This is a genomic window from Rhizobium sp. rho-13.1, from assembly GCF_007000305.1.
GTDB lineage: Bacteria > Pseudomonadota > Alphaproteobacteria > Rhizobiales > Rhizobiaceae > Rhizobium > Rhizobium rhododendri.
Window position 1 is genome coordinate 569774 of record NZ_SCFL01000001.1, and the last position, 23714, is coordinate 593487.

The 23714-nt window shown below is 62.1% G+C and carries 25 protein-coding genes; 12 read left to right on the forward strand and 13 right to left on the reverse strand.

Translation table 11 applies throughout. The features are described 5' to 3' along the window. Positions 1-13: 13 nt before the first annotated feature. Together EQW76_RS02965 and EQW76_RS02970 are read right to left on the reverse strand one after the other, a co-directional pair. Positions 14-1204, reverse strand: a complete 1191-nt coding sequence (locus EQW76_RS02965; RefSeq protein ID WP_142822950.1) for a low temperature requirement protein A — start codon at positions 1202-1204, stop codon at positions 14-16. Positions 1205-1227: 23 nt separating this feature from the next. Then, positions 1228-1599 (reverse strand): DUF971 domain-containing protein, encoded by a 372-nt coding sequence (locus EQW76_RS02970; protein ID WP_142822952.1) that lies wholly within the window; start codon positions 1597-1599, stop codon positions 1228-1230. 133 nt (positions 1600-1732) lie between these two features. On the opposite strand from EQW76_RS02970, the gene moaA reads away from it, so the two are divergent. From moaA to mobB, 5 genes are all read left to right on the forward strand, one after another. Further along, positions 1733-2782: a GTP 3',8-cyclase MoaA gene (moaA, locus tag EQW76_RS02975; protein ID WP_142822954.1), complete on the forward strand. Its 1050-nt coding sequence runs from the start codon at positions 1733-1735 to the stop codon at positions 2780-2782. A 180-nt stretch (positions 2783-2962) separates the two neighbouring features. Beyond that, the gene (locus EQW76_RS02980) at positions 2963-3358 is read left to right on the forward strand and encodes a hypothetical protein (RefSeq protein ID WP_142822956.1); all 396 of its coding nucleotides are present in this window, start codon (positions 2963-2965) and stop codon (positions 3356-3358) included. Between the two features lie 177 nt (positions 3359-3535). Beyond that, positions 3536-4447, forward strand: coding sequence for a DMT family transporter (locus EQW76_RS02985; protein ID WP_142822958.1), 912 nt, complete (start codon positions 3536-3538; stop codon positions 4445-4447). A 17-nt stretch (positions 4448-4464) separates the two neighbouring features. Continuing rightward, positions 4465-5097, forward strand: a complete 633-nt coding sequence (gene mobA, locus EQW76_RS02990) for a molybdenum cofactor guanylyltransferase MobA (RefSeq protein WP_142822960.1) — start codon at positions 4465-4467, stop codon at positions 5095-5097. Next, a complete protein-coding gene (gene mobB, locus EQW76_RS02995; RefSeq protein ID WP_142822962.1) occupies positions 5094-5633 on the forward strand; it encodes a molybdopterin-guanine dinucleotide biosynthesis protein B in 540 nt (179 codons plus the stop codon). The genes mobA and mobB overlap by 4 nt, the downstream gene beginning before the upstream one ends. Before the next feature lie 320 nt (positions 5634-5953). On the opposite strand, the gene EQW76_RS03005 is transcribed toward mobB, so the two are convergent. Beyond that, positions 5954-8197, reverse strand: coding sequence for an OmpA family protein (locus EQW76_RS03005; RefSeq protein ID WP_142822964.1), 2244 nt, complete (start codon positions 8195-8197; stop codon positions 5954-5956). 382 nt (positions 8198-8579) lie between these two features. On the opposite strand from EQW76_RS03005, the gene EQW76_RS03010 reads away from it, so the two are divergent. The 5 genes from EQW76_RS03010 (at position 8580) to EQW76_RS03030 (ending at position 12422) form a co-directional block, all read left to right on the forward strand. Further along, the gene (locus EQW76_RS03010) at positions 8580-9362 is read left to right on the forward strand and encodes an ABC transporter substrate-binding protein (protein ID WP_142822966.1); all 783 of its coding nucleotides are present in this window, start codon (positions 8580-8582) and stop codon (positions 9360-9362) included. Between the two features lie 119 nt (positions 9363-9481). After that, positions 9482-10285 carry an ABC transporter permease gene (locus tag EQW76_RS03015; RefSeq protein WP_142822968.1) on the forward strand — a complete coding sequence of 268 codons (804 nt, stop codon included), beginning with the start codon at positions 9482-9484 and terminating at the stop codon, positions 10283-10285. Then, complete coding sequence (locus tag EQW76_RS03020) at positions 10282-11112, forward strand: ABC transporter permease (RefSeq protein ID WP_142822970.1); 831 nt, start codon at positions 10282-10284, stop codon at positions 11110-11112. Before EQW76_RS03015 ends, EQW76_RS03020 begins: the two co-directional genes overlap by 4 nt. A gap of 175 nt (positions 11113-11287) precedes the next feature. After that, positions 11288-11554 carry an usg protein gene (locus EQW76_RS03025; protein WP_111221809.1) on the forward strand — a complete coding sequence of 89 codons (267 nt, stop codon included), beginning with the start codon at positions 11288-11290 and terminating at the stop codon, positions 11552-11554. A gap of 43 nt (positions 11555-11597) precedes the next feature. Then, entirely contained in the window at positions 11598-12422 is an 825-nt protein-coding gene (locus EQW76_RS03030; RefSeq protein WP_142822972.1) for a methyltransferase domain-containing protein, read from the forward strand. A gap of 69 nt (positions 12423-12491) precedes the next feature. Here EQW76_RS03030 and EQW76_RS03035 read toward each other — a convergent pair whose 3' ends face one another. The 5 genes from EQW76_RS03035 to EQW76_RS03055 form a co-directional block, all read right to left on the reverse strand. Beyond that, a complete protein-coding gene (locus EQW76_RS03035; RefSeq protein ID WP_142822974.1) occupies positions 12492-13295 on the reverse strand; it encodes an ATP-binding cassette domain-containing protein in 804 nt (267 codons plus the stop codon). A gap of 10 nt (positions 13296-13305) precedes the next feature. Then, positions 13306-14145 carry an aliphatic sulfonate ABC transporter permease SsuC gene (gene ssuC, locus EQW76_RS03040; protein WP_142822976.1) on the reverse strand — a complete coding sequence of 280 codons (840 nt, stop codon included), beginning with the start codon at positions 14143-14145 and terminating at the stop codon, positions 13306-13308. Between the two features lie 22 nt (positions 14146-14167). Then, the gene (gene ssuD / locus EQW76_RS03045) at positions 14168-15343 is read right to left on the reverse strand and encodes an FMNH2-dependent alkanesulfonate monooxygenase (RefSeq protein WP_111221805.1); all 1176 of its coding nucleotides are present in this window, start codon (positions 15341-15343) and stop codon (positions 14168-14170) included. A 35-nt stretch (positions 15344-15378) separates the two neighbouring features. Next, positions 15379-16347, reverse strand: coding sequence for an aliphatic sulfonate ABC transporter substrate-binding protein (locus EQW76_RS03050; protein ID WP_142822978.1), 969 nt, complete (start codon positions 16345-16347; stop codon positions 15379-15381). A gap of 174 nt (positions 16348-16521) precedes the next feature. Continuing rightward, positions 16522-17490, reverse strand: a complete 969-nt coding sequence (locus EQW76_RS03055) for an aliphatic sulfonate ABC transporter substrate-binding protein (RefSeq protein WP_142822980.1) — start codon at positions 17488-17490, stop codon at positions 16522-16524. A 231-nt stretch (positions 17491-17721) separates the two neighbouring features. On the opposite strand from EQW76_RS03055, the gene EQW76_RS03060 reads away from it, so the two are divergent. Next, the gene (locus EQW76_RS03060) at positions 17722-18594 is read left to right on the forward strand and encodes an NAD(P)-dependent oxidoreductase (RefSeq protein WP_142822982.1); all 873 of its coding nucleotides are present in this window, start codon (positions 17722-17724) and stop codon (positions 18592-18594) included. 85 nt (positions 18595-18679) lie between these two features. On the opposite strand, the gene EQW76_RS03065 is transcribed toward EQW76_RS03060, so the two are convergent. The 3 genes from EQW76_RS03065 to EQW76_RS03075 all read right to left on the reverse strand — a co-directional run bounded on the left by EQW76_RS03065 (position 18680) and on the right by EQW76_RS03075 (position 20447). Then, positions 18680-19168 carry an Lrp/AsnC family transcriptional regulator gene (locus EQW76_RS03065; RefSeq protein WP_111221801.1) on the reverse strand — a complete coding sequence of 163 codons (489 nt, stop codon included), beginning with the start codon at positions 19166-19168 and terminating at the stop codon, positions 18680-18682. A 68-nt stretch (positions 19169-19236) separates the two neighbouring features. Continuing rightward, entirely contained in the window at positions 19237-19884 is a 648-nt protein-coding gene (locus EQW76_RS03070) for a uracil-DNA glycosylase family protein (RefSeq protein ID WP_142822984.1), read from the reverse strand. After that, positions 19881-20447 carry a thermonuclease family protein gene (locus EQW76_RS03075; protein ID WP_224127702.1) on the reverse strand — a complete coding sequence of 189 codons (567 nt, stop codon included), beginning with the start codon at positions 20445-20447 and terminating at the stop codon, positions 19881-19883. The genes EQW76_RS03070 and EQW76_RS03075 overlap by 4 nt, the downstream gene beginning before the upstream one ends. Positions 20448-20566: 119 nt before the next feature. Here EQW76_RS03075 and EQW76_RS03080 point away from each other — a divergent pair, with 119 nt between their 5' ends. Then, a complete protein-coding gene (locus tag EQW76_RS03080; RefSeq protein WP_142822988.1) occupies positions 20567-22093 on the forward strand; it encodes a HAMP domain-containing sensor histidine kinase in 1527 nt (508 codons plus the stop codon). Here the strand turns inward: EQW76_RS03080 and EQW76_RS03085 are convergent, their stop codons facing one another. Both EQW76_RS03085 and cobT read right to left on the reverse strand, forming a co-directional pair. Then, positions 22094-22477: a diacylglycerol kinase gene (locus EQW76_RS03085; protein WP_111221798.1), complete on the reverse strand. Its 384-nt coding sequence runs from the start codon at positions 22475-22477 to the stop codon at positions 22094-22096. A gap of 131 nt (positions 22478-22608) precedes the next feature. Continuing rightward, the gene (cobT, locus tag EQW76_RS03090; protein WP_142822990.1) at positions 22609-23637 is read right to left on the reverse strand and encodes a nicotinate-nucleotide--dimethylbenzimidazole phosphoribosyltransferase; all 1029 of its coding nucleotides are present in this window, start codon (positions 23635-23637) and stop codon (positions 22609-22611) included. Positions 23638-23714 lie beyond the last annotated feature (77 nt).

Consider the following 23714-nt stretch of genomic DNA (forward strand, 5'->3'; position numbering starts at 1 on the left):
ATACCGAAGCGGGTCAGCGCTGCCGCAAGGTCTGTGAACTGTGCCGCAGCGACACAAATTCCCACAGCGCCACTCCGACCAGAATGCCGGTCGCAAGGATTGCTAGGTCAAACCTGTCGACCCGCGACGCGAGCATCATCGACAGCAACAGAACAGCAATACCAACAAGATGCGACAGCGGCGGACGGTTGCCGGTGGTCGCCTTGAACCAGAGATTACCGCATAGGAAAATCAGCGGGCCACCGAGGATAGCGCCGGCAACGCCAAGGTCCGCCACATCGTCCGGATGCGTCAGGGCGAGCTTGTTGGCGACCACGGTGACGATGATGCCGGCAAGGATAGGGATATGCGCGTAGGTGAACGCCTGCCTCGCGAGACTGCCGGGCAACTCGGCATGCTCGATCCGATGGGCAGCACGCTCGTGGCCGAACTGGAAGTAGATCCACCACATCGCCACCGTGCCGGCGAAAACGCAAACGAGCATCATCATGCTCTGCGGCACGAGCGGCATCTCGGAGAAGGTCTCCCCGGCCTCGAGAATGGCCTCGCCGAGGCAGATGATGATGAACAGCGCGCAGCGTTCCGCCAGGTGTGCGCCCGAGACGTTCCAGTCCGCAGGCGTCGAGCGCCCGAGGCCCGGCACAATGAAACCGGCAGCCGGTGCTGCATATTCGATCGCCAGTGCTACCAGCCAGCACACCAGCCGTACCTCTCCCTCCTCCAGGCCACCGGCTATCCAGAAGACGCCGGACAACATCAGCCAGACGGTGATGCGCAGGAAATTGCGGTGATTGGAGGGGGCGGCGTGGCGCAGCGCGTAGACCGCGAACAGCGAGCGCCCTACCTGCATGAACACGAATGCGCCGGCAAACATCAGGCCCTTCTCGCCGAACGCCTCGGGGATCGATGCAGAGAGAATCAAGCCGGCGAGCATCAGCACGAACAGCATCACCCGCACCGGCTGCCGGTCCGGATCGAGCCAGTTGGTGACCCAGGTGGTGAATATCCACACCCACCAGACGGCCAGCGTCAGCAGCAGCGCCTGAAGTACGCCGAGCGCGGTGAAATGCTCGTAAAGCGCATGGGCAAGCTGAGATATCGAGAACACAAACACGAGGTCGAAAAACAACTCGACGAACGAGACCCGGTGCTCGTTCCGGCTCCCCTTCTGACGTAACCATCCATCCGCTTTACGACCGGTCATACTCTATCCCCCACCTGATGTTCTCAGCGCTGGCCGACCCTGTCGCGGCTTAGGCCTTTTTCGGCCAGTTCGCTCTCGTAGGCTGCCATCAGCGCCGGCCCATTCTCACCCAGCTCTCGCAGATAGGTCCAAGTGAAAATGCCGGTGTCGTGAAGGTCGTCGAAGCGGATGCGGACCGCATAATTTCCGGTTGGCGTAATCGTCATGATGCCGACATCGCGCTTGCCGGCAACGGTCACCTTCTGGCCGGGTCCGTGCCCCTGAACCTCGGCAGACGGGGATGTCACCCGCATCAGTTCGGCCGGAATGTCGAAACTGGCGCCATCGTTGAAAGTCACCAGCAATCGTTGCCGATCCTTCGATACCCGCAACTCGGTCGGCCAAATCCCGCTCATACTGCGCCCCACTCTTTGCTACAACCGCAGGACTAGGCTGCGGCCGCACCGCGCGCAAGACTCTTTTCTCGAGCATTTGCCTTGACGCAACAAGCCAGTCGTCCCAGTTATGCCCAATCACGGAGATATATTTGTGAACAGCATCGTCGGCGCTATCGCCAGCGCCTCTCCACTTTCGGCAAGCCCTTCCTCAATGATCGACCCCTTCGGTCGGATGGTCAGTTATCTGCGCGTTTCCGTGACGGACCGCTGCGACTTCCGCTGCACCTATTGCATGGCGGAAAACATGACATTCCTGCCGAAGAAGGACCTTCTGACGCTGGAAGAGCTGGACCGGCTCTGTTCGGCATTCATCGCCAAGGGCGTGCGCAAGATCCGGCTCACCGGCGGCGAACCACTCGTCCGCAAGAACATCATGCAGCTGATCCGCAGCCTCGGCGACAAGGTCAAGTCCGGCGCCCTCGAGGAGCTGACGCTGACCACCAACGGCTCGCAGCTCGCCCGTTTCGCAGACGAGCTTTACGCCTGCGGCGTGCGCCGCATCAACGTTTCGCTCGACACGCTGGATGCCGACAAGTTCAAGGAAATCACTCGCTGGGGCGATATCGCCCGGGTGATGGAAGGCATCGATGCCGCCCTTGCCGCCGGCCTCACGATCAAGCTCAATGCAGTCGCGCTGAAAGGCTTCAACGAAACGGAAATTCCCGACCTGCTGCGGTTTGCCCATGCACGCGGCATGGACCTCACCGTCATCGAGACGATGCCGATGGGCGAGATCGAGGAAGACCGCACCGATCGGTATCTTCCTTTATCCAAGGTGAAGTCGGATCTGGAAAAGCAGTTTACCCTGACCGATATCGGCTACCGCACCGGCGGCCCCGCCCGCTACGTGACCGTCGAGGAAACCGGCGGCCGGCTGGGCTTCATCACCCCGCTCACGCATAATTTCTGCGAAAGCTGCAACCGCGTCCGCCTGACCTGTACCGGTACGCTCTACATGTGTCTCGGCCAGAACGACGCCGCAGACCTGCGCGCCGCCCTTCGCGCCACCCCCGACGACGAACTCCTCAGCATGGCAATCGACGAGGCCATCCGCCGCAAGCCGAAAGGCCACGACTTCATCATCGACCGCACCCACAACCGCCCCGCCGTCGCCCGCCACATGAGCGTCACCGGCGGGTGACATATAGGTTCGAAGCGAGTGACATACAGAGTACAAGGCGGTCGAAACTTTGACGTGGTGATCGTCTGCATAGGCCCGTTGGTCGATGCGACCCAGCATAAACTGCGGCGCCAGGCAAAACAGCTTATCCTTCACGTAGGGTGGACTATCCAACTCGATCCATAAACACGAGACGATGAGATGGAACGAGAAATAATCGACGACTTCAGAGTGATCTTGCTAAAAGCGCGAGAGCATGATGGCGAAGCCTGGGAGATGGTGGTCGGAGAGTTGCAGCTGCAATTTGGCGAGGCCTGCCTCTGGGTGCTGATAGATGAACCTGAACAGGCTGCCACTGCCTTGCGTAGCATCAGGGAAATCGTCGCCTTCTACATGCAGAAGTGGAAAAGCGTAACGTTCACCGTCACCTTCCAAGTTATCGAAGGGGATGAAAAGCTCTTCCTCGAGCTACTGGAGGGCGGAGAAATTATCGATGATCGCCACCTGAGCACCATCGGTAAAACCTTCGATCGCGCTCGCCTTTCTCCCACTGACATATTTCTGACCGAGCGTACCCGTCGACTTAAAGAAGGATAACCACAAGAGAAGCAGCGGGCCGCACGACTGGCTGCCGACATGAGTTAATTCCGCACACCGTGTCTCAGGGCCTCATACCGCATCGCACAAACGATTTTGCCGATAACCTGTCCGTCACAGATTCCCAATCGCCGCTTTCCCGCGTAGACACTGCCACGCAAACCGGTGGAAGTGACGATGGCTCGATCGAAGAATACGGAAGGTGCGCTTTACATGGCCGCGGCCATGGCGGCCTTTTCCTGCAGTGATGCCCTGTCGAAATCGGTCATCTCGGTCATGAATGCCGGCGAGATCATGTTGCTGCGCGGCCTCCTCACCAGCGTCATCGTCTACCTGATCGCCAGACACCTGGGTGCGCTGCGTTCGTTCAAGGTCATTGCCCAGCCGATGATCCTGCTGCGCGTGGTCTGCGAGGCGCTGGCGGCCGCTACCTACATCTCCGCGCTCGGCATGATGCCGATTGCCAATGCCTCGGCGATCATCCAGGCCTTGCCGCTTGCCGTGACGCTCGGCGCCGCATTGTTCCTGAAAGAGCCCGTCGGCTGGCGGCGCTGGTCGGCAATCACGGTCGGATTTCTCGGCGTGCTGGTCATCGTCCGTCCCGGGCCGGAGGGGTTCACGCCGGCAGCGTTGATCGTCATCGCCAGCGTCTTCATCACCGCCGCCCGCGATCTCGCCACCCGTTGCGTCGACAAGCAGGTGCCGTCGCTGATGGTGACCGTCTGCACGGCCATCGGCGTGTCGCTGATCGGCGGCATCCTCGTCGTGCCGCTGGGCGGCTGGCATAGCCCAGGCCCGGTCGCGCTGATGCATCTGGCGCTGGCGTCGGTGATGGTGCTTGCCGGCTACCAGACGGCGATCCTTGCGATGCGCACAGGAGACATCGCCGTCGTCGCACCGATGCGCTATCTCAGCCTGATTTTCGCAGCCCTGCTCGGCATGATATTCTTCGGCGAGATGCCTGATCTGTGGACGGCGGTCGGCGCGGCCATTGTCATCGCCTCCGGCCTCTATACCTTCTACCGCGAGAGCCGGCGCAAACACGCCAGCCAGCTGGCACAAAGATCGGATCCGCGCGTTCCCGTCTGACAGAGGAACAAGACACGATGGTGTTCGCGATAGAAAAGCTGCCCTGCGTCATCCTTGCGGGCGGCCGCTCGACCAGGATGGGAAGCAACAAGGCATTGGCGACCGTCGGCGGCGTGCCGCTTATTGCGCACATCGTTGCCCGCATGACCCCGCAGTCGAGCGAGGTCGCCGTCAACGCGCCGCTGGACTTCGAAGGCGGCGACGGCCTGCGCCGGGTGCCCGACACCCTCCCCGGACAACTGGGCCCGCTCGCTGGCGTTCTGACGGCCATGCGCGATACAAAGGCGAACCATCCCGCCGCCAGCCATGTCCTGACCGTGCCGACCGATGGCCCGTTCCTGCCGACAGACCTGATGGCACGGCTCGCCGATGCCCGCCACGACGGCGAGACCATTGCCATCGCCTCGTCGAGCGGCGAGCAGCACCCCATCGTCGCCCTCTGGCCGGTGTCGCTGGCCGACGAGCTCGAAAGCTGGATACTGACGGATGGAAAGCGGCGAGTGCGCGACTTCCAGCGGCGCTATCCGCTGGCTGAAGTGATCTTTCCGCTGATCCAGACGGAAAACGGCACTATCGATCCCTTCCTCAACGTCAACACGCCAGAGGAACTCGCCGCCGCCGAGCTCTGGCTCCAGGCCCTGCACCGATGACACCGCCGAAGACTTTTGGCATTGCCGGCTGGAAGAACTCCGGCAAGACCGGGCTCGCGGTTCGCCTCGTCACCGAGTTCACCCGGCGTGGCTACCGGATCTCGACGATCAAGCACGCCCACCACGACTTCGACATCGACAAGGTCGGCGCCGATAGCTTCCGTCACCGCGAGGCTGGAGCCCATGAGGTGGCGCTGGTGTCAGGCACGCGCTACGCCATCATGCACGAGATGCGCGGTGCGCCGGAGCCTGGCTTCGACGAGATCCTCGCCCGCCTCGCCCCGTGCGATCTGGTCCTTGTCGAGGGTTACAAGCGCGAGCCGATCCCCAAGATCGAAGCCCGGCGGTCGGCATCGGCCAACCGCGAACCCCTGGCACCGCAGGACCCACATATCGTCGCAATCGCCGCAGATCACGAGGTTTCAGCTGACGACGCAGCCGTTAACGGCGGATTGCCCGTGTTCGACCTCGACGACACAATGGCCATCGCCGACTTCATCGTCACGACCGTCGGCCTCGAAAAGCCGAGCCCATAAAAAAAGCCGCCGGATTTCTCCGGCGGCGCAGACTGATGACAAAGCTATGATCTAATAACTCTGCAGGTTACTCGGGAAATTCAGCCGGTTGTCAAACTCCCCTCACCCTCGCCCTTGTGGCGGGGATCCAGTCAGCTCAAGTCTTTGAGCTGAAAGAGTCTTTTGACCCGACAGACGTTGTGTCGCTGGATCCCCGACACAAGGGCGAGAATGAGGGAGAGTAAGGTATCGCTCTCGTCAAACACGCTTCTTCAGGGTTTGTCAGCAGTCTGAGCCGCCGGATTTCTCCGGCGGCTTATTTTCTTCATCAGGAGAGGTGGTTACCGGACGGCAACAGGGCGAACCAGCGCCGTGACGCGGCGGATGGTGACGCGGCGGTTTTCCTGCTCCGGTCCCGGTGTGTTAATCTTCAGGTACTGCTCGCCATAGCCTTGCGTCGCAAGGTTTTCCGGCGGGATGCCGTAGACGTCGGTTAGCACGTTTGCGACAGATTCAGCGCGCTGGTCGGAAAGGATCAGGTTGCTCTGAGGTGTGCCCACGGCATCCGTATGACCCTCGATCAGGAAGGTCTCAGTCGGATCCTTCTTGACGATACTGCCGATGGCCTCGGCAATCCCGCGCAACGTCTTTGCCTGCTCCATCGGGATTTCGGCACTGCCCGTCGCAAAGGTGATCGTATCGAGGTCGATACGCCGTACCTTATCGCGAATACGAGCCGAGTAGCGAACCTCGTTCAGCGAGTAGACACGCTCGACCGGCTCGACAGGAGGCTTGCGCAGGAAGTCGTAGTAATCCTGGTCCTGATCGGCACTGGTATCGATGATATACTGGTTGAGCGGAATGCGCAGGCGCATCGGCGGCAGTTCATCACCTGGATCGCGGTAATAGTCGTCCTGATCCGGCGAATTCTCCAGCTCGGGCGAATAGAACAGCACATATTCTCGGCCGCGTGCATCGATGCGCGAGCGCTGGATGATATCGCCATAGCGATTGCGCACGGTTACGATGCGGTCGCCGTCGGGACGGTCGATCGTCTCGCGGTAACGGTCGCGGGGCAGCTGCTCGTAGACCGGGCGTTCCCCATCGCGCACGAAGCGCTGCGTGTCGTCATGCCGCACGAACACGTTGTCGCCGAAGTTGACGATGACGCGGTTGTCCTGGCGGTCGTCGATGCGCACGCCCTGGGGCGAGACATAATCCGGCTGCCTGTCCATGCGACGACCCTGCTCGCTGGTGACGGCTTCCATCTTCACCGGTGGCGCCTGGTTGCCGCCGGCTGCGCGTTGCGCGTCGGCATCGGATGTCGGCGCACGGACGTTGGCAGGTGCAGGCGGAGCCGGCTGCCCCGGTGCGGCCGCTGCCGGCTGGCCGGGAGCCGGGGGCTGGCCGGGAGCGCCCGGTTGACCTACGCCCGGCTGGCCACGGTGGCCACGACGCGCGGCATCCTTGTCGCTGTCGAGGACGGCAGTGCCGTTCTGGACGGGCAGGATGACCGGACCGCTGCCTGCGCCGGCCGCAGCCGGGTTCTCGGCGATCTTCTGGCGACGCTGCAGTTCGGCTGGCGAAACCTGCTCCCCGGCAATGCTTGGCGCTGCTGGTGCTACGGCTGCCGGTGCGGCACCGTTGGCCGCAGGGGCAGCGGCTGCTCCGGGTGCCGGCTTGCCAGGGGCAACCGGTTCGGTGCCGGGGGCGACCTGGCGCTGGCCGGCTGCTGCGGGTGGCTGTTCGGCGGCAGGCTTGGCAGGCGCAACGCCTTCAGCGGCCGGTGCCGGAGGCTTCTCGGCGTTCGGGGCGACCTTTTCGGCCGGCATGACGGGCTTTACGGGCTTCTCACCCGGCGTTGCAGGCGCCGGCGCTGCCCCACCATTGGCCTCTGCAGGCTTCTGGTGCTTGCCGGCTGGCGGCGGTGCAGGCGCTGCCGGCTCTGCTGCGGGGGCTTCGGCTGCCTTGGAGCGAACAGCAGGCGCTTCGGCCGCAGGCTTCCTGGTTTCGGGCTGTGCCTCTGGCTCGGCTGCCGCAGGCTTCTCGGCCTTCGGAGGCTTCGGCGCTTCCAGTTCCTGTACCTTCGGCTTTGCAGGGGCAGCTTCCGGCTCGGCAGGCTTTTCGGCCTTCGGCGGCTTCGGTGCTTCCATTTCGACGGGCTTTTCAGCCTTCGGGGGCTTCGGCGCTTCCGGTTCAGCCGGCTTCTCAGCCTTCGGCTCTACCGGCTTCTCGGCCTTCGGCTCTGGAGGCTTCTCAGCCTTGGGCTCTACCGGCTTCTCGGCTCTGGGCTCTGCGGGCTTTTCAGCCTTGGGCGCTTCGGGCTCACCATGCTTTTCGGCCTTCGGCGGCTCCTTGCCGGGCTCCTCAGCGCCGGGCTTCTTTTTCTTCTTGGGGTCCTGCTCGTCTTCCGCAGGCTCGGCTGTCGCCTGCGCTACCTCGAACGATGCAGCATTGTCCGCTTGCCGGACAGTGGTGTTGACGGTGCCACCGACCAGCATCGCGGCGTGCACCGGCTGCAGCATCAGCGACAGGGACAGCAGCGGAAAGGCGGCACTGGCGAACAATCTTGATCTGGTACCCACGGAATTTCCTCTTCGTTTCTTGTCGTTCTGGTCTTGTCGTTATGGCGAACCGAATTTCTCGATCCGGCCGCCCTCGGGTGTCTTGTTCCGATACATTCGGGCCAATTTGCGGTCGGGCGCATCCAAAGGGTATCGGCCTTCATTTTGTTCCGCTTTTCTAAAGTCCGTGAAATGAATCCCCGATGAATGTTGCGTGCAGCCACCGTTCACATGGCCTCCGGGCGCGGAAACTGTGCACTGCATCATCGACAGATGATTCCGGTTGCAATTCTCTCGAAAAGAGGAAAATTATCTCCGCAAGGCGGTCCTCGCGATTTCCGCCCCATTCAAACCGCGCGCGGAAAACAAGAACACCCCGCGGTCACCAACAGAGAGGATCCACATGCGCAACTCAACCCGTCTCTTCGCCGCAGCGTCGCTCGCAGCGATGTCGCTCTTTTCCGGCGTGGCCATGGCCGACGGCGACACGCTGACCATCGGCACCGATGCGACCTACCCGCCCTTCGAATCGCTGGATTCAGCCGGCAAGTTCCAGGGCTTCGACATCGACATCGCCAACGCTCTTTGCGACCAGATGAAAGTCAAGTGCACGATCGTCAACCAGGATTTCGACGGCATCATTCCTGCCCTGCAGGCGAAGAAGTTCGACATGATCGTCTCCTCCATGTCGATCACGCCTGAGCGCTTGAAGTCGATCGACTTCACCAACAAGATCTACAACACCCCACCTGCCATTGCTGTGCCGAAGGATTCCAAGGTCACGGAAGCGACCGACGCCGGCCTCAAGGGCAAAACCATCGGCGCCCAGTCGTCGACGACCCACGCCAACTATGCGACGGCCCACCTGAAGGATGCCGAACTGAAGCTCTATCCGACCGCTGACGAGTACAAGCTCGACATGACGAACGGCCGTATCGATGCCGTCATCGATGACGTCGTCGTCCTGTCGGAATGGGTCAAGTCGGATGCCGGCAGCTGCTGCAAGATGCTCGGCACCCTGCCGATCGATCCGGTTATCAACGGCGAAGGCGCCGGCATTGGCGTTCGCAAGGGCGACGATGCGCTGAAGACCAAGCTCAACACCGCGCTTGCCGCCATCCGCGCCGACGGCACTTACAAGAAGATCCAGGACAAGTATTTCGACTTCGACGTTTACGGAAAGTAATCGCCGGGTTTAGATGCGATGCAAAATACTGGCGGCGGGAGGCTTGCTCTTCCGCCGTTTTTATTTGAGAACTGTCGGTAATAGTAAGCGACGAAACAGTCGCGAGGGGAAATAAAGGCATGAGCGGAGCGTTTTCCGCCCTCGGATCCCTGTGGGATCGGATGAGCACTATCTTCGATCCTTTATGCGGGCCGGTCGGCCTTTTCAGTCTGTTCGGTTCGGGAACGGTCATCGCCTGCGGCGATACAGGCTGGGGCGACGAGATTGCCCTCGGCATGAAGGTCACCATCGTCGTCGCGCTGTCCACCCTGCCGGTCGGCCTTGCCATCGGCTTCCTCGTGGCGCTCGGCCAGCAGTCGGAAGAAAAGTCCGTACGGCTGGCGGCCAGCATCTACACGACGATCTTCCGCGGTCTTCCCGAACTGCTAACGCTGTTCATCGTCTATTACGGCATCCAGATCGCCCTCCAGAGCCTGCTTGCCTCTCTCGGCTACGAGGGACGCGTCGAGATCAATGCCTTCGTGGCCGGCATGCTGGCTCTCTCGGTGGTGTTTTCCGCCTATTGCGCCGAAGTCCTGCTATCGGCATTCCGCGCCATCCCCAAAGGCCAGTACGAGGCTGGCGATTCGCTGGGCCTCGGGCGATTTCGCACCATGCAGCTGATCGTCCTGCCGCAGCTGATCCGTATCGCCCTGCCCGGCCTCGGGAACCTCTGGATGAACCTCCTGAAGGACACCTCCTACGTCTCGATCATCGGCCTGACCGACATCCTGCGCCAGACCGGCATCGCGGTGCGCGTCACCAAGGATGCCTTCGGCTTCTACCTGCTTGCCTGCGGCCTCTATCTGTTCCTCGCCATTGTCTCATCAGTCGGCCTCGGCTTTATCGACCGGTGGACCAAGCGCTCGGAGGCATCGCGATGAGCTATTCGAAGGCCCTTATCCCGCCACGCGCGCCGCCACCAGAGGCCATGACCCGGATGCGACCGGCCCGGATGACAGGCTACATCGTCGTGACCCTCTGGGCTCTCCTCGGTGTTGCCCTGCTGGCGATGATGATTACCAACTGGGACAACGAGAAATTCTTCAAATACGGACCGCGCTTCGTGCATGGCCTGATAACGACGCTCGAGCTGGTGGCCTTCTCGATCGTCTTCGGCGCGGTGCTTTCAGTACCGCTGGCCTTTGCCCGCATGTCGAAGAACCGGCTGTTCAGCGGCTTTGCCTATGTCTACGTCTACGTCTTTCGTGGAACGCCGATCCTCGCCCAGCTTTTCCTGATCTACTACGGCCTCGGCAGCTTTCGGCCCGAATGGCAGTCGGTCGGCCTCTGGTGGTTCTTTCGCGAGGCCTGGTATTGCGGGCTGCTGTCGCTGACACTGAACACCGCTGCCTACCAGACGGAAATCCTGCGTGGCGCCATCATCAGCGTCTCCAAGGGCCAGCACGAGGCAGCCTCGTCGCTCGGCATCCCCAAGCTGGTAGCCTTCTTCAAGATCATCCTGCCGCAGGCACTGATCGTCGCGCTTCGCCCCTACGGCAACGAAATCATCCTGATGGTAAAGGGCTCGGCGGTCGTTGCCATCATCACCGTCTTCGACCTCATGGGTGAAACGCGCTACGCCTTCTCGCAAACCTACGATTACCAGAGCTACCTCTGGGCGGCGATCTTCTACCTCAGCATCGTCGAAATCCTGCGTCATTTCCTGGAATGGACAGAACGCCGGCTGACACGGCACCTCGTCCGGTAAGGGCGAGGGTCAGATCAATTGGCAGCACTCCCCTCAGAGAACTGCTAACCTGTTGATTATCATCACAAAATTGTCACGAAAAGTCATTTTCGAAAGCTTCGGTTAAGCATCCCGTGTTTCCATATCTTTGTGACGAACGTCACGCCCAGGAGTTGGAACCGCAAGCGAGGGGCCGATGCATAAGGAAATGGAATTGCAGCTGAAAGGCTACGGACTGACCACCGCCGAAATTTTCTACCGCCTTCCCGATCATCCCGCCATCCTCCAGACCTATCTCTGGCAAGACTACGATCTCTCCCCGGACTTTCCGGAAATGCGCAGCTTCCTGAAATTTTGGCAGGAGAAACTCGACGGCCCCCTCCACTCCGTCCGTTACGTCCACCGCAAGCTGATCTCGGCAACAGACTGGCGCGCCCTCAAAGGCGAATTCATCCTGAACTGAAATAGCGGTTGCAGCGGCATTTGACCCGGCTTAAAAAGCCGGCATGAAAAACAAGATCGACGAAGACGCGCTGGCCGACGCCTATAACCGAGCCCTCGAGCTGGAGAAATCCGGCGACATCGACGCGGCCGTTGCCGCCTATAACGAGGTCCTGGCAATCGACCCCGACGATCACGGCGGCGCCTCAGTTCGCATCGCCTCGATGGGACGCGGCGAGACACCGACACGGGCGCCGGACGCCTATGTCGAGACGCTGTTCGACCAGCATGCCGAAGTCTTCGAGGACGTGCTCGTCGAGCAACTCGGCTACCATGTGCCGATGCTGGTTCGCCAGCGCCTGCAGGCACTCGGCCTCGGGCCCTTCAAGCGGCTGCTCGATCTCGGCTGCGGCACCGGCCTCACAGGCGGCGTGCTCAGCGACATCGTCGACGACATGACCGGCATAGACCTGTCGGAAAACATGGTCGAGATCGCCGACGAGAAGGACATCTACGATTCGCTGTTTGTCGCAGAGGTCGAGGATTTTCTCGAGGACAACGACGAAGAGCCCTTCGACATCATAACCGCCACCGACGTGCTGCCGTATCTCGGTGCGCTCGAGCCGCTGTTCTTCGGAACCGCCGAAAACCTGACGCCCGGCGGCCTCTTCATATTCTCGTCGGAAACGCTGCCCGAAGAAACCCTCGCCGGCCGCCCCTACATGGTCGGCCCGCACCAGCGCTTCGCCCACGCTGAGGCCTACGTCCGCGAACGCCTGACAGCCACCGGCTTCGACCTCATCGAAATCACCGACATCAACGTCCGCATGGAAGACGGGCAGCCAACCCCGGGGCATCTGGTGGTGGCGCGGTTGAAGCAGCAGCACTGATAGCGCATCGCTCTACCCGCTAGACGGCTAACGTCGCTGATGGGAAAGCGGACCGCTTTCCCAAGCGTCTCAATGCCCCAGGATAGCGGCCAGCAGCTTGCCTTCCAGCTCCGCCAGCGCCGGATTGCCGTGGCGGCGGGGATGGGGGTGGGGAACGGGGAGGTCGAGGGCAATCCCGCCTTCCTCGAGCACAATGACGCGGTCGGCCAGATGCACGGCTTCGCTGACATCGTGGGTGACGAGGACGGCTGTGAAGCCGAGTTCGCGCCAGACGCGGTTCAAGAGCTCCTGCATGCTGATGCGGGTGAGCGCGTCGAGGGCGCCGAGCGGCTCGTCCAGGGCAAGAATGCCGGGCTTGCTGACCAGCGCGCGGGCGAGCGCCACGCGTTGGCGCTGTCCACCGGACAGTTGAGCCGGCCAGTTACCGGCCTTTTCCGCCAGTTGCACTTCCGAGAGAACCCTCGCCGCAGCCTTGCGACCTTCTGCCTTGGAAACACCCTCGCCGAGACCGACGGTGACATTGTCGGCGACGCTCAGCCAGGGCAGCAGGCGTGGCTCCTGGAAGACGATGCGGGCGTTCGGAGCCGCCTCGCCCGAGGTTGTACCGAAGGCGACGCTGCCGCCGGTCGGCGCGTCCAGTCCCATCAGGATGCGTAGCAGCGTGCTCTTGCCGCAGCCGCTCTTGCCGATGACGGCGACGAACTGGCCGGCCGGAATATCGAGATCGATACCCCGCAGGACCTGGTTGTCGCCGAAACGCTTTTCGAGGCCACGGACGCGGATGGCACCGGCACCCGGTGCAGCACTCGCCGCCTCCGGCTGTGTGCTTTTGTGTTCGACCGGCTGAAATCGTGGGTGGGCGATGACGTTCATCTCTCTGTCCTCAGCGCTGCTGATAGGTAGGGTTCCAGCGGAGCGCCCTGCGCTCCATCGCCCGGGCTGCAACATCGGCCAGCTTGCCGAGCACCGCATAGATCACCAGCGACAGCACGACGACATCGGTCATCATGAATTCGCGGGCGTTGTTGGCCATGTGGCCGATGCCGGATGAAGCCGCAATCGATTCCGAGACGATCAGCGTCAGCCACATGATGCCGAGCGCATAGCGCAGGCCGACGAAGATCGACGGCAGGGCGCCGGGAAAGATGACCTTGCGAAACAGCGTCCAGTTGCCCATGCCGTAGACGCGACCCATCTCGATCAGGTCTCGGTCGACATTGCGTACGCCATGATAGGTGTTGAGGTAGACCGGAAACAACACACCGAGCGAGGTCAGGAACAGCTTTGATTCCTCGCCGATGCCGAACCACAGGATGACCAGAGGGATCATCGCCAGATGCGGCACGGTGCGCATCATCTGCAAGGTCGTGTCGGTCAGCTTTTCCGACAGCCGCGACACGCCGTTGGCAAGACCAAGCAGGAACCCGATGCTGCCGCCGACAAACAGGCCGGCAAAGGCTCGGCCGGCGCTGACGGCAATGTCTTTCGGCAATTGACCGGAGGTCGTCGTCTGCCAGAAGGCCATCACCACATCGAACGGCGATGGCATGATCCGCGACGAAATCCATCCGGCCGACGAGCCGAGCTGCCAGAGTGCGACGATGGCGACCGGAACCAGGTAAGGCAGCCAGGCCTCCAGGTTTTTGCGCGCGCGGCTGGCGATATCGTTGTCCGCCGTCCGCGCTGCCCTTACCTCGACGAAGTGTGTGTCGACTGCCGCCATGATCTTGTCCCTCTCTGCCGGATCAGGATCCGGACACGACCTTCAGGTTGCCACCATGGCTGCCGCCGCCGAAAACCTGGCGCTTGCCGAACTCGACGTCGAAGCTGCCGCGCTGCAATTCGCGTCCAAGCCCCAGTTCCGGGAAGAGCAGCTCGGAAACGCGGTAAGCTTCTTCCAGATGCGGATAGCCGGAGCCGATCACCGTCTCGATGCCGATCTCCTGGTATTCGCGCAGGCGTGCGGCCACAGTCTTCGGCGATCCGACCAGGGCCGTGCCGGCTCCCGCGCGCACCAGGCCAACTCCGGCCCAGAGGTTGGGAGACACTTCGAGATTGTCGCGGCGTCCGCCATGCAGGGCGGCCATGCGCTTCTGTCCGACAGAATCGGATTCCTTGACGAAGCGCTCCTGTGCTTCGCGGATCGTATCGTCGTCGAGCTGCGAGATCAGGCGGTCGGCGGCGGCCCAAGCCTCGTCGTCGGTTTCACGAACGATGAAGTGGAGGCGGATGCCGAAGCTGACTTCGCGGCCGGTGCGCTTTGCTGCAGCCCGCACCTTTTCGACCTTTTCGGCAACCTGCGCCGGAGGTTCGCCCCAGGTCAGGTACTTGTCGACGCGACCGACGGCAAAATCGATGCCAGCGTCCGAAGAACCGCCGAAATACAGCGGCGGACGCGGCGATTGCACCGGCGGCAGGGCCAACCGTGCACCGGTCGCCTTGATATACTTGCCATCGAGCGTCGACGTGCCCTTGGCCATCAGCTCTTCGAACACGTCGAAGAATTCATTGGCGTGATCGTAGCGCTCGTCATGCTTCAGGAAGATGCCGTCGCCCGCAAGCTCAGAGGGACTGCCGCCGACGACGATGTTAAGCAGCAGGCGTCCGTGCGAGATGCGATCGAGCGTTGAGGCCAGCCGGGCGTAATAGGCCGGCGACGCCGTACCGGGACGCACCGCCACCAGGAATTTGAGCTTCTGCGTATGGGCTGCAAGCGCTGCCGCCGTGACGAAGGATTCCTCGCATGACACGCCGGTCGGCAGCAGCACGCCGGAATAGCCGAGGCGATCGACGGCCTGCGCGATCTGCGTCAGATAGCCGATATCCGTGTCGCGGTTGAGGTCGGCGGAACCGAGATAGCTGCCGTCGCCCGAAGTCGGGATAAACCAGAGGAAGTCGATTGGCTTGGAAGTGTTTGTCATGTCTGTTTCCCTTGTTCCGTGGTCGCGGGGATCAATCAGCTGGCTTTAGGGTGCCAGACGATGTCGCTGACCTTGAGCTTCTTCGGCACGATGCCGAGGCTGTAGAAATCGTCCGCCAAAGCCTGCTGGTAGGCAAGCGCCGCGTCCGGCATCAGCGAGACCTTGCCGAGGTCAGCCTTGCTGCGGGTCAGCGTGACGCGAGTGATCGGCTCCGGCACGCCGGTGATCTGCGCCAGCGCCGTCACCGTTGCATCGAGATTGGTCTGCGCCGCGGCACCGACCTTGGCCAGTTCGTCGATGACGTCGGCAATCACCTCTGGGTTCTTGGCCGTGAAGCCGCCGTTGCCGAGGAAATAGCCCCAGTTGTCGATGATGCCCTCGGAGGTGGTCAGCACGCGTGTCTGCGGATCGGCCTCTGTGACGGCAAAGTAGGGATCCCAGATCGCCCAGGCATCGATGCTGCCGTTCTTGAAAGCAGCAGCGGCGTCCGGTGGCGCCAGATCCACCTCCGTGATGTCAGAGACCGTCAGGCCGCCCTTGCGCAATACCTGGATGGCGAAGTTGTGGCCGCTGGAACCGCGCTTGTAGGCGAGTTTCTTGCCCTTCAGATCCTCGATCTTCTGGATCGGCGAATCCTTGTGCACCAGCAGGCCGTGAAAGGCGGCCGGCCCCTGATAGGCACCGACATAGAGGAGGTCACGACCGGCAGCCTGCGCGAATAGCGGCGGCACGTCGCCGGTGATCCCGAAATCGATGGCGCCCGCCCCGATGGCTTCGAGCAGCGGCGGCCCCGAGGTAAACTCGTTCCACTCGACGGTCACGCCCTTGCCGGCCAGGCGCTTCTCCAGCGCGCCGCTTTTCTTGGCGAGTGGCACCACGCCGAATTTCTGCCAGCCGACCCTCAGCGTCGTGCCGGTGGCGGCGCTCGCCCCCCTCACCTGCGGAAGGATGGCAGCAGAAGCGGCTGCACCGAAAAGCCCAAGCGTCTGTCTGCGGGTAATCATCGAAGTGCCTCATAAAAATTCGCAACCGGATCCCTATCCGGCAAGTTCATAGTGTCATGGTCGCGGCGCAAGATCGAAGCCGCGGTTTCCCAACCGCAGCAAGGTCTTAGAATAATTTTGCTTGAAGTCGGGCTCCGGCATTGTCAGGGAAGCGTCTGCATGAGGCTTGCAAACTCAACTCGCCTTCGGCCGCCAGACGATATCGCTGACATTGAGCTTCTTCGGCACGATGCCCAGACCATAGAATTCCTCGGCCAGCGATTGCTGGTAGGCAACCGCTGCATCTGTCATCGTCGAGACGCTGCCGAGATCCGCGCCGGGCCGCGTCAGCGTCACCCGCGTCACGTCGGCCGGCACACCGGTGATGCCGGAGAGCGCCGCCACGGTGTCCTCGAGTTGCCCCTGTGCCGCAGCACCCACCTTTGCCAGTTCGTCGATGACGGCAGACACGAGCTGCGGGTTGCTCGTCGTATAGTCGCCATTGGCGAGGAAAAACGAATAACTGTCGACGATACCCCGCGCCGTCGCCAGCACGCGGGTCTGGGGATCGGCCTCGGCAATCGCCAGATAGGGATCCCAGATCGACCAGGCATCGATGCTGCCGGTCTTGAAGGCGGCAGCCGCATCCGAGGGCGACAGGTCGATCGGCTCGACATCTGAAGGCGTCAGGCCTGCCTTTTGCAGGGCCTTGACAGCAACGTTGTGGGCGCTGGAGCCACGCTTGAAGGCAAGCTTCTTGCCCTTGAGGTCGGCAAGCGACTTGATCGACGAATCCGCCCGCACCAGTATGGCAGAGCCTTCCGGGCTGCCGCGATAGAGCCCGACATAAAGGAGATTGCCATTCGCCGCCTGGGCAAACAGCGGCGGGACATCGCCGGTTGCGCCGAAATCCAGCGCGCCGGCCCCGAGTGCTTCCAGCAGAGGCGGCCCCGAGGTGAACTCCGACCATTCGACCGAAACACCTTGCCCCGCCAGCCGCTTCTCCAGCGCTCCCTGGCGCTTGGCCAGCGCCAGCACGCCGTTCTTCTGCCAGCCGATGCGCAGCTGCTTGGCGGCTGCGGCGCGTGCGATGCCGCCGAGCGGTAGAAGCGATGTAGCGGCGACGGCGCCCAAAAGCCCGAGTGTCTGTCTGCGCGATATCATGTCACATCTCCTTGCGTCAGCATTCTGCTGCCATGGCCCCTACACTGGAGAAATCTAGTCGGCTTATCGACAAAGGATTTTGTGAAATTCACCGACTTCGTCGAAATTTGCTTCTGCGGAAAGCGACAATTGCGAAATCAGCGCCCTCGCTCGTCCCCTGACGCCAAACGGCCTTTCCTGGATTTCGGCTTTCAGCTAATGCTCTGGCGAAATCTGAGAAGGAATGTACGCATGTCGAATGTCACTTTCATCGGCCTCGGGGTCATGGGCTATCCGATGGCCGGACATCTCGCCGTCAAGGGCGGACACACCGTCACCGTCTATAACCGGACGGCTGCCAAGGCCGAGGCCTGGGTGAAGCAATATGGCGGCAAATCCGCTGCCACCCCGGCAGATGCCGCAAGGGACGCCGACTTCGTCTTTACCTGCGTCGGCAATGACGACGATCTGCGCTCCGTCACCACCGCCGAGAATGGCGTGTTCTCCGGCATGAAGCCCGGGGCAATCCTGATCGATAACACCACAGCCAGTGCCGAAGTCGCACGCGAACTCGATGCCGCCGCAAAAGCCAAGGGCTGCCATTTCATCGATGCTCCGGTGTCCGGTGGCCAGGCCGGTGCCGAGAACGGCGTGCTCACCGTCATGTGCGGTGGCGAAGCTGCGGTGTTCGAAAAGGCAAAGCCGGTGATCGACGCCTATGCCCGCATGGTCGGGCTCATGGGCGATGTCGGCGCCGGCCAGTTGACCAAGATGATCAACCAGATCTGCATCGCCGGCCTCGTCCAGGGCCTGGCCGAAGGCATCCATTTCGGCCAGAAGGCCGGGCTCGACATCGAGAAGGTGGTCGAGGTGATCTCCAAGGGCGCTGCCGGCTCCTGGCAGATGGAAAACCGCCACAAGACGATGATGGCCGGCAAATACGATTTCGGCTTCGCCGTCGACTGGATGCGCAAGGATCTCGACATCGTCCTCAGCGAAGCCCGCCGCAACGGTGCAACGCTGCCCGTGACGGCGCTGGTGGATCAATTCTATGGAGAAGTCCAGGCGATGGGTGGCAAGCGATGGGACACGTCGTCGCTGCTGGCCCGGCTGGAAAAGAAGTAGGCTGCACCGGAGGCCGGCAAAAAGCCCAGGGCCTCGACGCCACAAGCGAAAAAGGCAGCGCGCACCGGCACGCTGCCCTTTTCCGTTATTCGTCGTTCGACTTGCTGGCGTCGAGCAGCATATAGTCGAGCGGCAGTTGCGTCGAATACTTGATTTGCTCCATGGCAAACACCGACGACACGTCGCGGATTTCGATCTTGGCGATCATCCGCTTGTAGAACGCGTCATAGGCGGCAATATCGGGCACGACGACGCGCAGCAGGTAGTCGACGTCACCGCTCATGCGGTAGAATTCCACCACTTCCGGAAATTCGGAAACCACCTCGGAAAAACGCTTCAGCCATTCGATCGAGTGGCTGGCCGTCCGGATCGAGACAAAGACGGTGACCTTGGTATTGACCTTGACGGGGTCGAGCAGCGCGACGCGGCCACGGATGACGCCGTCTTCTTCCATCTTCTGGATACGCCGCCAGCAGGGCGTCGTCGACAGCCCGACCTTCTTGGCGAGATCTGCGACGGCAAGCGTTGAATCTTCCTGCAGAAGCCGCAGGATCTTTCTATCTAGACGATCCATCCCCAATGTCCTTTTTCGAAATATATTCTGTCTATAGCGCGATTCCGGGGAAAGAAAAGAACATGATTTCAGAAAGTGAGGGTTTTCACCCGATTTTGCAACACCGGCAGCAAATCGCTCTCGAACCACGGGTGGCGCTTCAGCCAGCCACTGTTGCGCCAGCTCGGATGCGGAAGCGGCATCACCGCGGGCCCCTCATTGGTCAAAACATAACGCTTCCATGCAGATACCGTCTCCGTCATCGACGCCATCCTTGAAGGCCCGAGGTGAAAGGCTTGCGCATACTGGCCGATTGCCAGCACCAGCTCGATCTGCGGCATGGCATCCAGCACGGTCCGGCGCCACGCCGGCGCGCATTCACGCCGGGGCGGCAAGTCGCTGCCGGCAGCGTCGTAGCCGGGAAAGCAAAAGCCCATGGGGACGATGGCAAAGCGATCGCGATCGTAGAACGCCGCCCGGTCCACCCCCAGCCATTGTCGCAGCCGGTCGCCGGATGCATCTTCGAACGGCAGGCCACTTTGGTGCACCCGCAATCCCGGCGCCTGTCCTGCGATCAGGATGCGCGCCTTGGACGAGACGACCACCACCGGGCGCGGCTCGTGCGGCAGACGATACTCGATGCCCCGCGCCGGACTATCGCGACAGATACGACATCCGGCGATCGCAATACGCAGGCCCTCGAGCCGCTCTTCTCTTCCTGCTCCGAAATCCGTCATCGCCATCCCATGAGGTCGCGGACATACTCGCCGATACCAGCCAGCGGATCGCGGCTCGACTGTGCTGCACCGCCATCGCGCCGATAATCCCGGGGTCGCTCGAAACTGCCCGCCCACAGCCCTGCCTTGGCGTCACGCGCCTCTGCCTCCTCAGCCTCGTAGGCGCCATAGCCGACAGCCATGCCGCGACGAACCATCTCGGCATTGACGTCGAGCCCGCCGACGCTGCAGGTGACGAGAAGCCGGTCATAGCGGTCCCGTTGCCGGCCCCGGCACTCGACCGGGCCGGCAGCCAGCATCTTCGAAAGCGCATCCCGCGCCACCTGCCCGCAATCCCAGGATCGGGAATCGCGCTGGCATTGCTGCCGCAATTCCGGCGCATCGATGCCGACCAGGCGAAATCGCCCTCCCTCGCGCTTCAGACTATCGCCGTCGACGACCGAAAAATTACCGTTTGCAACCGTTTCCGGCTGAAGGTTCAACTTGAATGCGAGGAGGCCCAGCAAGCCCAGAAACGCAAATGCCATGAGGCTATCGCCCCACAGACCACGGGGCTTCGCCACCTTTCGGCCTCCTTGAAAAACAACTCGTTTGCGAAGATGGCAAACAAAACCTTGCATGGCAGCATCTTCTTAAGGATTCCGGCATACGCTTTGGCCATCTTCAGAGCAAGTATGTGCACATGAGTACCGGCACCAGCATCTCCTCGGACAAGATCATTGTTGATCGGTCGCGAAGCCATCGCAACAAGGCGGTGTCCAAAGCCGTGCGCGAAACGCGCGAGCGTTTGCAATCCGGTCATATCGGCAGTTTCGACCGCGAATTGCTCTCCATGTACATCGGCAACATGCTTCAGGGCGCCACGCTCGTTCCGCTGTTCGTCATTGTCGTCTCGGCGCTTGGCCTCTACCTCACCCACGACATCGGCTTTCTTGCCTGGGCGTTGCTGACGCTGAGCGCCCATGCCGTCAACCTCGTGCTCGGCCAACGCGCCAGCCGCAAGCAGCTGACCGTCGAGACCGCCCAGAAGTGGCGGCGGGTGCTGCTGTTCGGGCAGGTTCTGGTCGGCTGTTGCTGGGCTGCCTTTGCCATGAAGGGCTGCGACACCTGCGACGGCGACGGCTTCCTGCTCTACAAGGGCGCCACCCTGCTGGTCGCGCTCTGCGTCATGGCGATGTCCAATTTCTTGCTGCCACGCAGCGTCCTCTATGCCTTCGTACCAACCACGATTGCGCTCGCCCTGAGAGCCTTACTGACGCGCGACCTGCTCGATATCAGCCTCGCCTCGACCTTTGCCGCAGCCGTCGTGTTTTTCGTCTTCATCGGCAACCGGATGTTCCAGTTCAACCTGAAGATCCTGTTTTTCCAGTCGGAAAAGGATAACCTGATCGCCGAACTCGAGGTTGCCAAATCCATGTCGGATGAGGCAAGGCGCCGCGCCGAGGAGGCAAACCTGGCCAAATCGCGCTTCCTCGCCTCGATGTCGCACGAATTGCGCACGCCGCTGAACGCCATCCTCGGCTTTTCCGAGGTGATGTCGGCCGAGGTCATGGGGCCGCTCAACAACCCGACCTACAAGGAATACACCGACGACATCCACCGCTCCGGCCAGCACCTTCTCAACCTGATCAACGAAATCCTCGACCTGTCGCGCATCGAAGCCGGCAAATACGACCTGAGCGAAGAGGCAATCTCGCTGCTCGACGTCGCCGAGGATTGCATCGGCATGGTGCAGCTACGGGCTCGCGGCAAGAACATCTCGATCTCGCAGCAGTTCGAGGGATCGCTGCCATCCGTCTGGGCAGATGAAAAATCTCTCCGCCAGGTGATCCTCAACCTGCTGTCGAATGCCGTCAAGTTTACGCCGCAGGGCGGCGAAGTGGTGGTCAAGGTCGGCTGGACACTCAGCGGCGGCCAGTATGTCTCGATCAAGGACAACGGCCCGGGCATTCCCGAAGAGGAGATCCCGATCGTGCTTTCGGCTTTCGGCCAGGGCTCCATCGCCATCAAGAGCGCCGAACAGGGCACCGGCCTCGGCCTGCCCATCGTCCAGGCGATCCTTGCCAAGCACGACGGTCAGTTCATCCTGAAATCCAAACTGCGCGAAGGCACCGAAGTCATCGCCATCCTCCCCGCCAAGCGCGTCCTCCAGACCCTCCCCGCCGAACAAACCCCTTCGATCGACAAGAAACGCCGGAGTTTTGCGTGATCACCCGAGCCAGTAGTGGCTGAACACGGTGAAGGCGAGGTGGAGGCCGCAGGCGACGAGCATGCAGAAGACGGCGAAGGAGCCCAGGTCCTTCGCGTGTTTGCCGACGTTCGAGAGCTCCGGCGAGATGCGGTCGATGACCTCTTCGACTGCCGTATTCAGTGCTTCGGCTGCGAACAGTCCGAGGAACAGGAAGATCGACACCAGGATATCGGAAAGCCGCGTGCCGGTGGCAACGAGGATGATTTGCGCGACGACGAAGAACAGTAGTTCCTGCCGGAAGGCCGCTTCCTTCAGCAGGCGGCGAAAACCTCCCCAGGAATAGCCGGCGGCGGCGAAGAAGTGTCGGACGCCGGTTTCCTTGGTCACTGCTGATTTCGACAAGTGCGCGTTCTCCGGCCATCGCGTTCAGAAGCGTTGCGCATACAGAACCCGCAGCTGCAATTCAAGATGCCGCAGCCCCCCGATCCCACCTGTCTATGCTGCCGGTCCATGTCACCGGTCGTTGCTGCCGGTCAGTGGGTGTGGCTGTGTCCGTCGCTGACGCCGGCGGCTGCAAACGTCGCCATGCCGGAGTGGCAGGCGGCTGCGGCCTTGACGATGCCGGCGGCAAGCGCTGCGCCGGTGCCCTCGCCGAGCCGCATGCCGAGGGCCAGAAGCGGTGTCTTGCCGAGCTTCTCGATCGCCTTCATATGGCCCGGCTCGCCGGAGACGTGGCCGATCAGGCAGTGGTCGAGGGCAGCGGGATTGGCAGCCTTGAGGATCGCGCCTGCCGCCGTCGCCACATAGCCGTCGAGGATGACGGGAATGCGCTCGACGCGGGCGGCAAGGATGGCGCCCGCCATAGCCGCGATCTCGCGACCGCCGAGACGACGCAGGATTTCCAGCGGATCGGACAAATGGTCGCGGTGCAGCGCCACAGCCTTTTCGACGGCCGCGGTCTTGCGCTGCAGCATCTCACCCTCAGACCCCGTGCCAGGCCCCACCCAGTCGGCAGCGGTGCCGCCGTAGAGTGCATAGTTGATTGCCGCCGCGATGGTCGTGTTGCCGATGCCCATTTCGCCGATGCAGAGAAGATCCGTGCCGCCGGCGATGGCCTCCATGCCGAAAGCCATGGTCGCCGCACAGTCGCGCTCGGACAGCGCCGCCTCCTCCGTGATATCGCCGGTCGGGTATTCCAAGGCCAGGTCGAAAACCTTGAGGCCAAGGTCGTAGGCGACGCAGATCTGGTTGATCGCCGCGCCGCCGGCCGCGAAATTCTCGACCATCTGTTGCGTGACCTCAGGCGGAAATGGCGTGATTCCCTGGCGCGTGACACCGTGATTGCCGGCAAAGATCGCCACCAGCGGCCGGGTGACCGAGGGTTTGCGGCCACTCCAGGCTGCCAGCCAGAAGGCGATTTCCTCGAGCCGGCCGAGAGAGCCGCGCGGCTTGGTCAACTGCGCATCGCGCTCGCGCGCATCGACAAGCGCCCGTTGGTCGGGACCCGGCAGATCGCGCAGCAGCGCACGGAAATCGTCGAAGGGAAGGCCGCTGACGCTCATCGTTGTGGTTCCTTGTCTTTTGGTCGCAAATCGGCTTTTTTTGCTGGCCACTCTCTTAATCACGGAAGCCGGCGCGA

Bases quoted from the DNA above. Each gene is read 5' to 3' on its own strand.
- EQW76_RS02965 (WP_142822950.1), bottom strand. From the start codon at position 1,204: ATGACCGGTCGTAAAGCGGATGGATGGTTACGTCAGAAGGGGAGCCGG.
- EQW76_RS02970 (WP_142822952.1), bottom strand. From the start codon at position 1,599: ATGAGCGGGATTTGGCCGACCGAGTTGCGGGTATCGAAGGATCGGCAA.
- EQW76_RS02980 (WP_142822956.1), top strand. From the start codon at position 2,963: ATGGAACGAGAAATAATCGACGACTTCAGAGTGATCTTGCTAAAAGCG.
- EQW76_RS02985 (WP_142822958.1), top strand. From the start codon at position 3,536: ATGGCTCGATCGAAGAATACGGAAGGTGCGCTTTACATGGCCGCGGCC.
- mobA (WP_142822960.1), top strand. From the start codon at position 4,465: ATGGTGTTCGCGATAGAAAAGCTGCCCTGCGTCATCCTTGCGGGCGGC.
- mobB (WP_142822962.1), top strand. From the start codon at position 5,094: ATGACACCGCCGAAGACTTTTGGCATTGCCGGCTGGAAGAACTCCGGC.
- EQW76_RS03010 (WP_142822966.1), top strand. From the start codon at position 8,580: ATGCGCAACTCAACCCGTCTCTTCGCCGCAGCGTCGCTCGCAGCGATG.
- EQW76_RS03015 (WP_142822968.1), top strand. From the start codon at position 9,482: ATGAGCGGAGCGTTTTCCGCCCTCGGATCCCTGTGGGATCGGATGAGC.
- EQW76_RS03020 (WP_142822970.1), top strand. From the start codon at position 10,282: ATGAGCTATTCGAAGGCCCTTATCCCGCCACGCGCGCCGCCACCAGAG.
- EQW76_RS03025 (WP_111221809.1), top strand. From the start codon at position 11,288: ATGCATAAGGAAATGGAATTGCAGCTGAAAGGCTACGGACTGACCACC.
- EQW76_RS03030 (WP_142822972.1), top strand. From the start codon at position 11,598: ATGAAAAACAAGATCGACGAAGACGCGCTGGCCGACGCCTATAACCGA.
- EQW76_RS03035 (WP_142822974.1), bottom strand. From the start codon at position 13,295: ATGAACGTCATCGCCCACCCACGATTTCAGCCGGTCGAACACAAAAGC.
- ssuC (WP_142822976.1), bottom strand. From the start codon at position 14,145: ATGGCGGCAGTCGACACACACTTCGTCGAGGTAAGGGCAGCGCGGACG.
- ssuD (WP_111221805.1), bottom strand. From the start codon at position 15,343: ATGACAAACACTTCCAAGCCAATCGACTTCCTCTGGTTTATCCCGACT.
- EQW76_RS03050 (WP_142822978.1), bottom strand. From the start codon at position 16,347: ATGATTACCCGCAGACAGACGCTTGGGCTTTTCGGTGCAGCCGCTTCT.
- EQW76_RS03055 (WP_142822980.1), bottom strand. From the start codon at position 17,490: ATGATATCGCGCAGACAGACACTCGGGCTTTTGGGCGCCGTCGCCGCT.
- EQW76_RS03060 (WP_142822982.1), top strand. From the start codon at position 17,722: ATGTCGAATGTCACTTTCATCGGCCTCGGGGTCATGGGCTATCCGATG.
- EQW76_RS03065 (WP_111221801.1), bottom strand. From the start codon at position 19,168: ATGGATCGTCTAGATAGAAAGATCCTGCGGCTTCTGCAGGAAGATTCA.
- EQW76_RS03070 (WP_142822984.1), bottom strand. From the start codon at position 19,884: ATGACGGATTTCGGAGCAGGAAGAGAAGAGCGGCTCGAGGGCCTGCGT.
- EQW76_RS03080 (WP_142822988.1), top strand. From the start codon at position 20,567: ATGAGTACCGGCACCAGCATCTCCTCGGACAAGATCATTGTTGATCGG.
- cobT (WP_142822990.1), bottom strand. From the start codon at position 23,637: ATGAGCGTCAGCGGCCTTCCCTTCGACGATTTCCGTGCGCTGCTGCGC.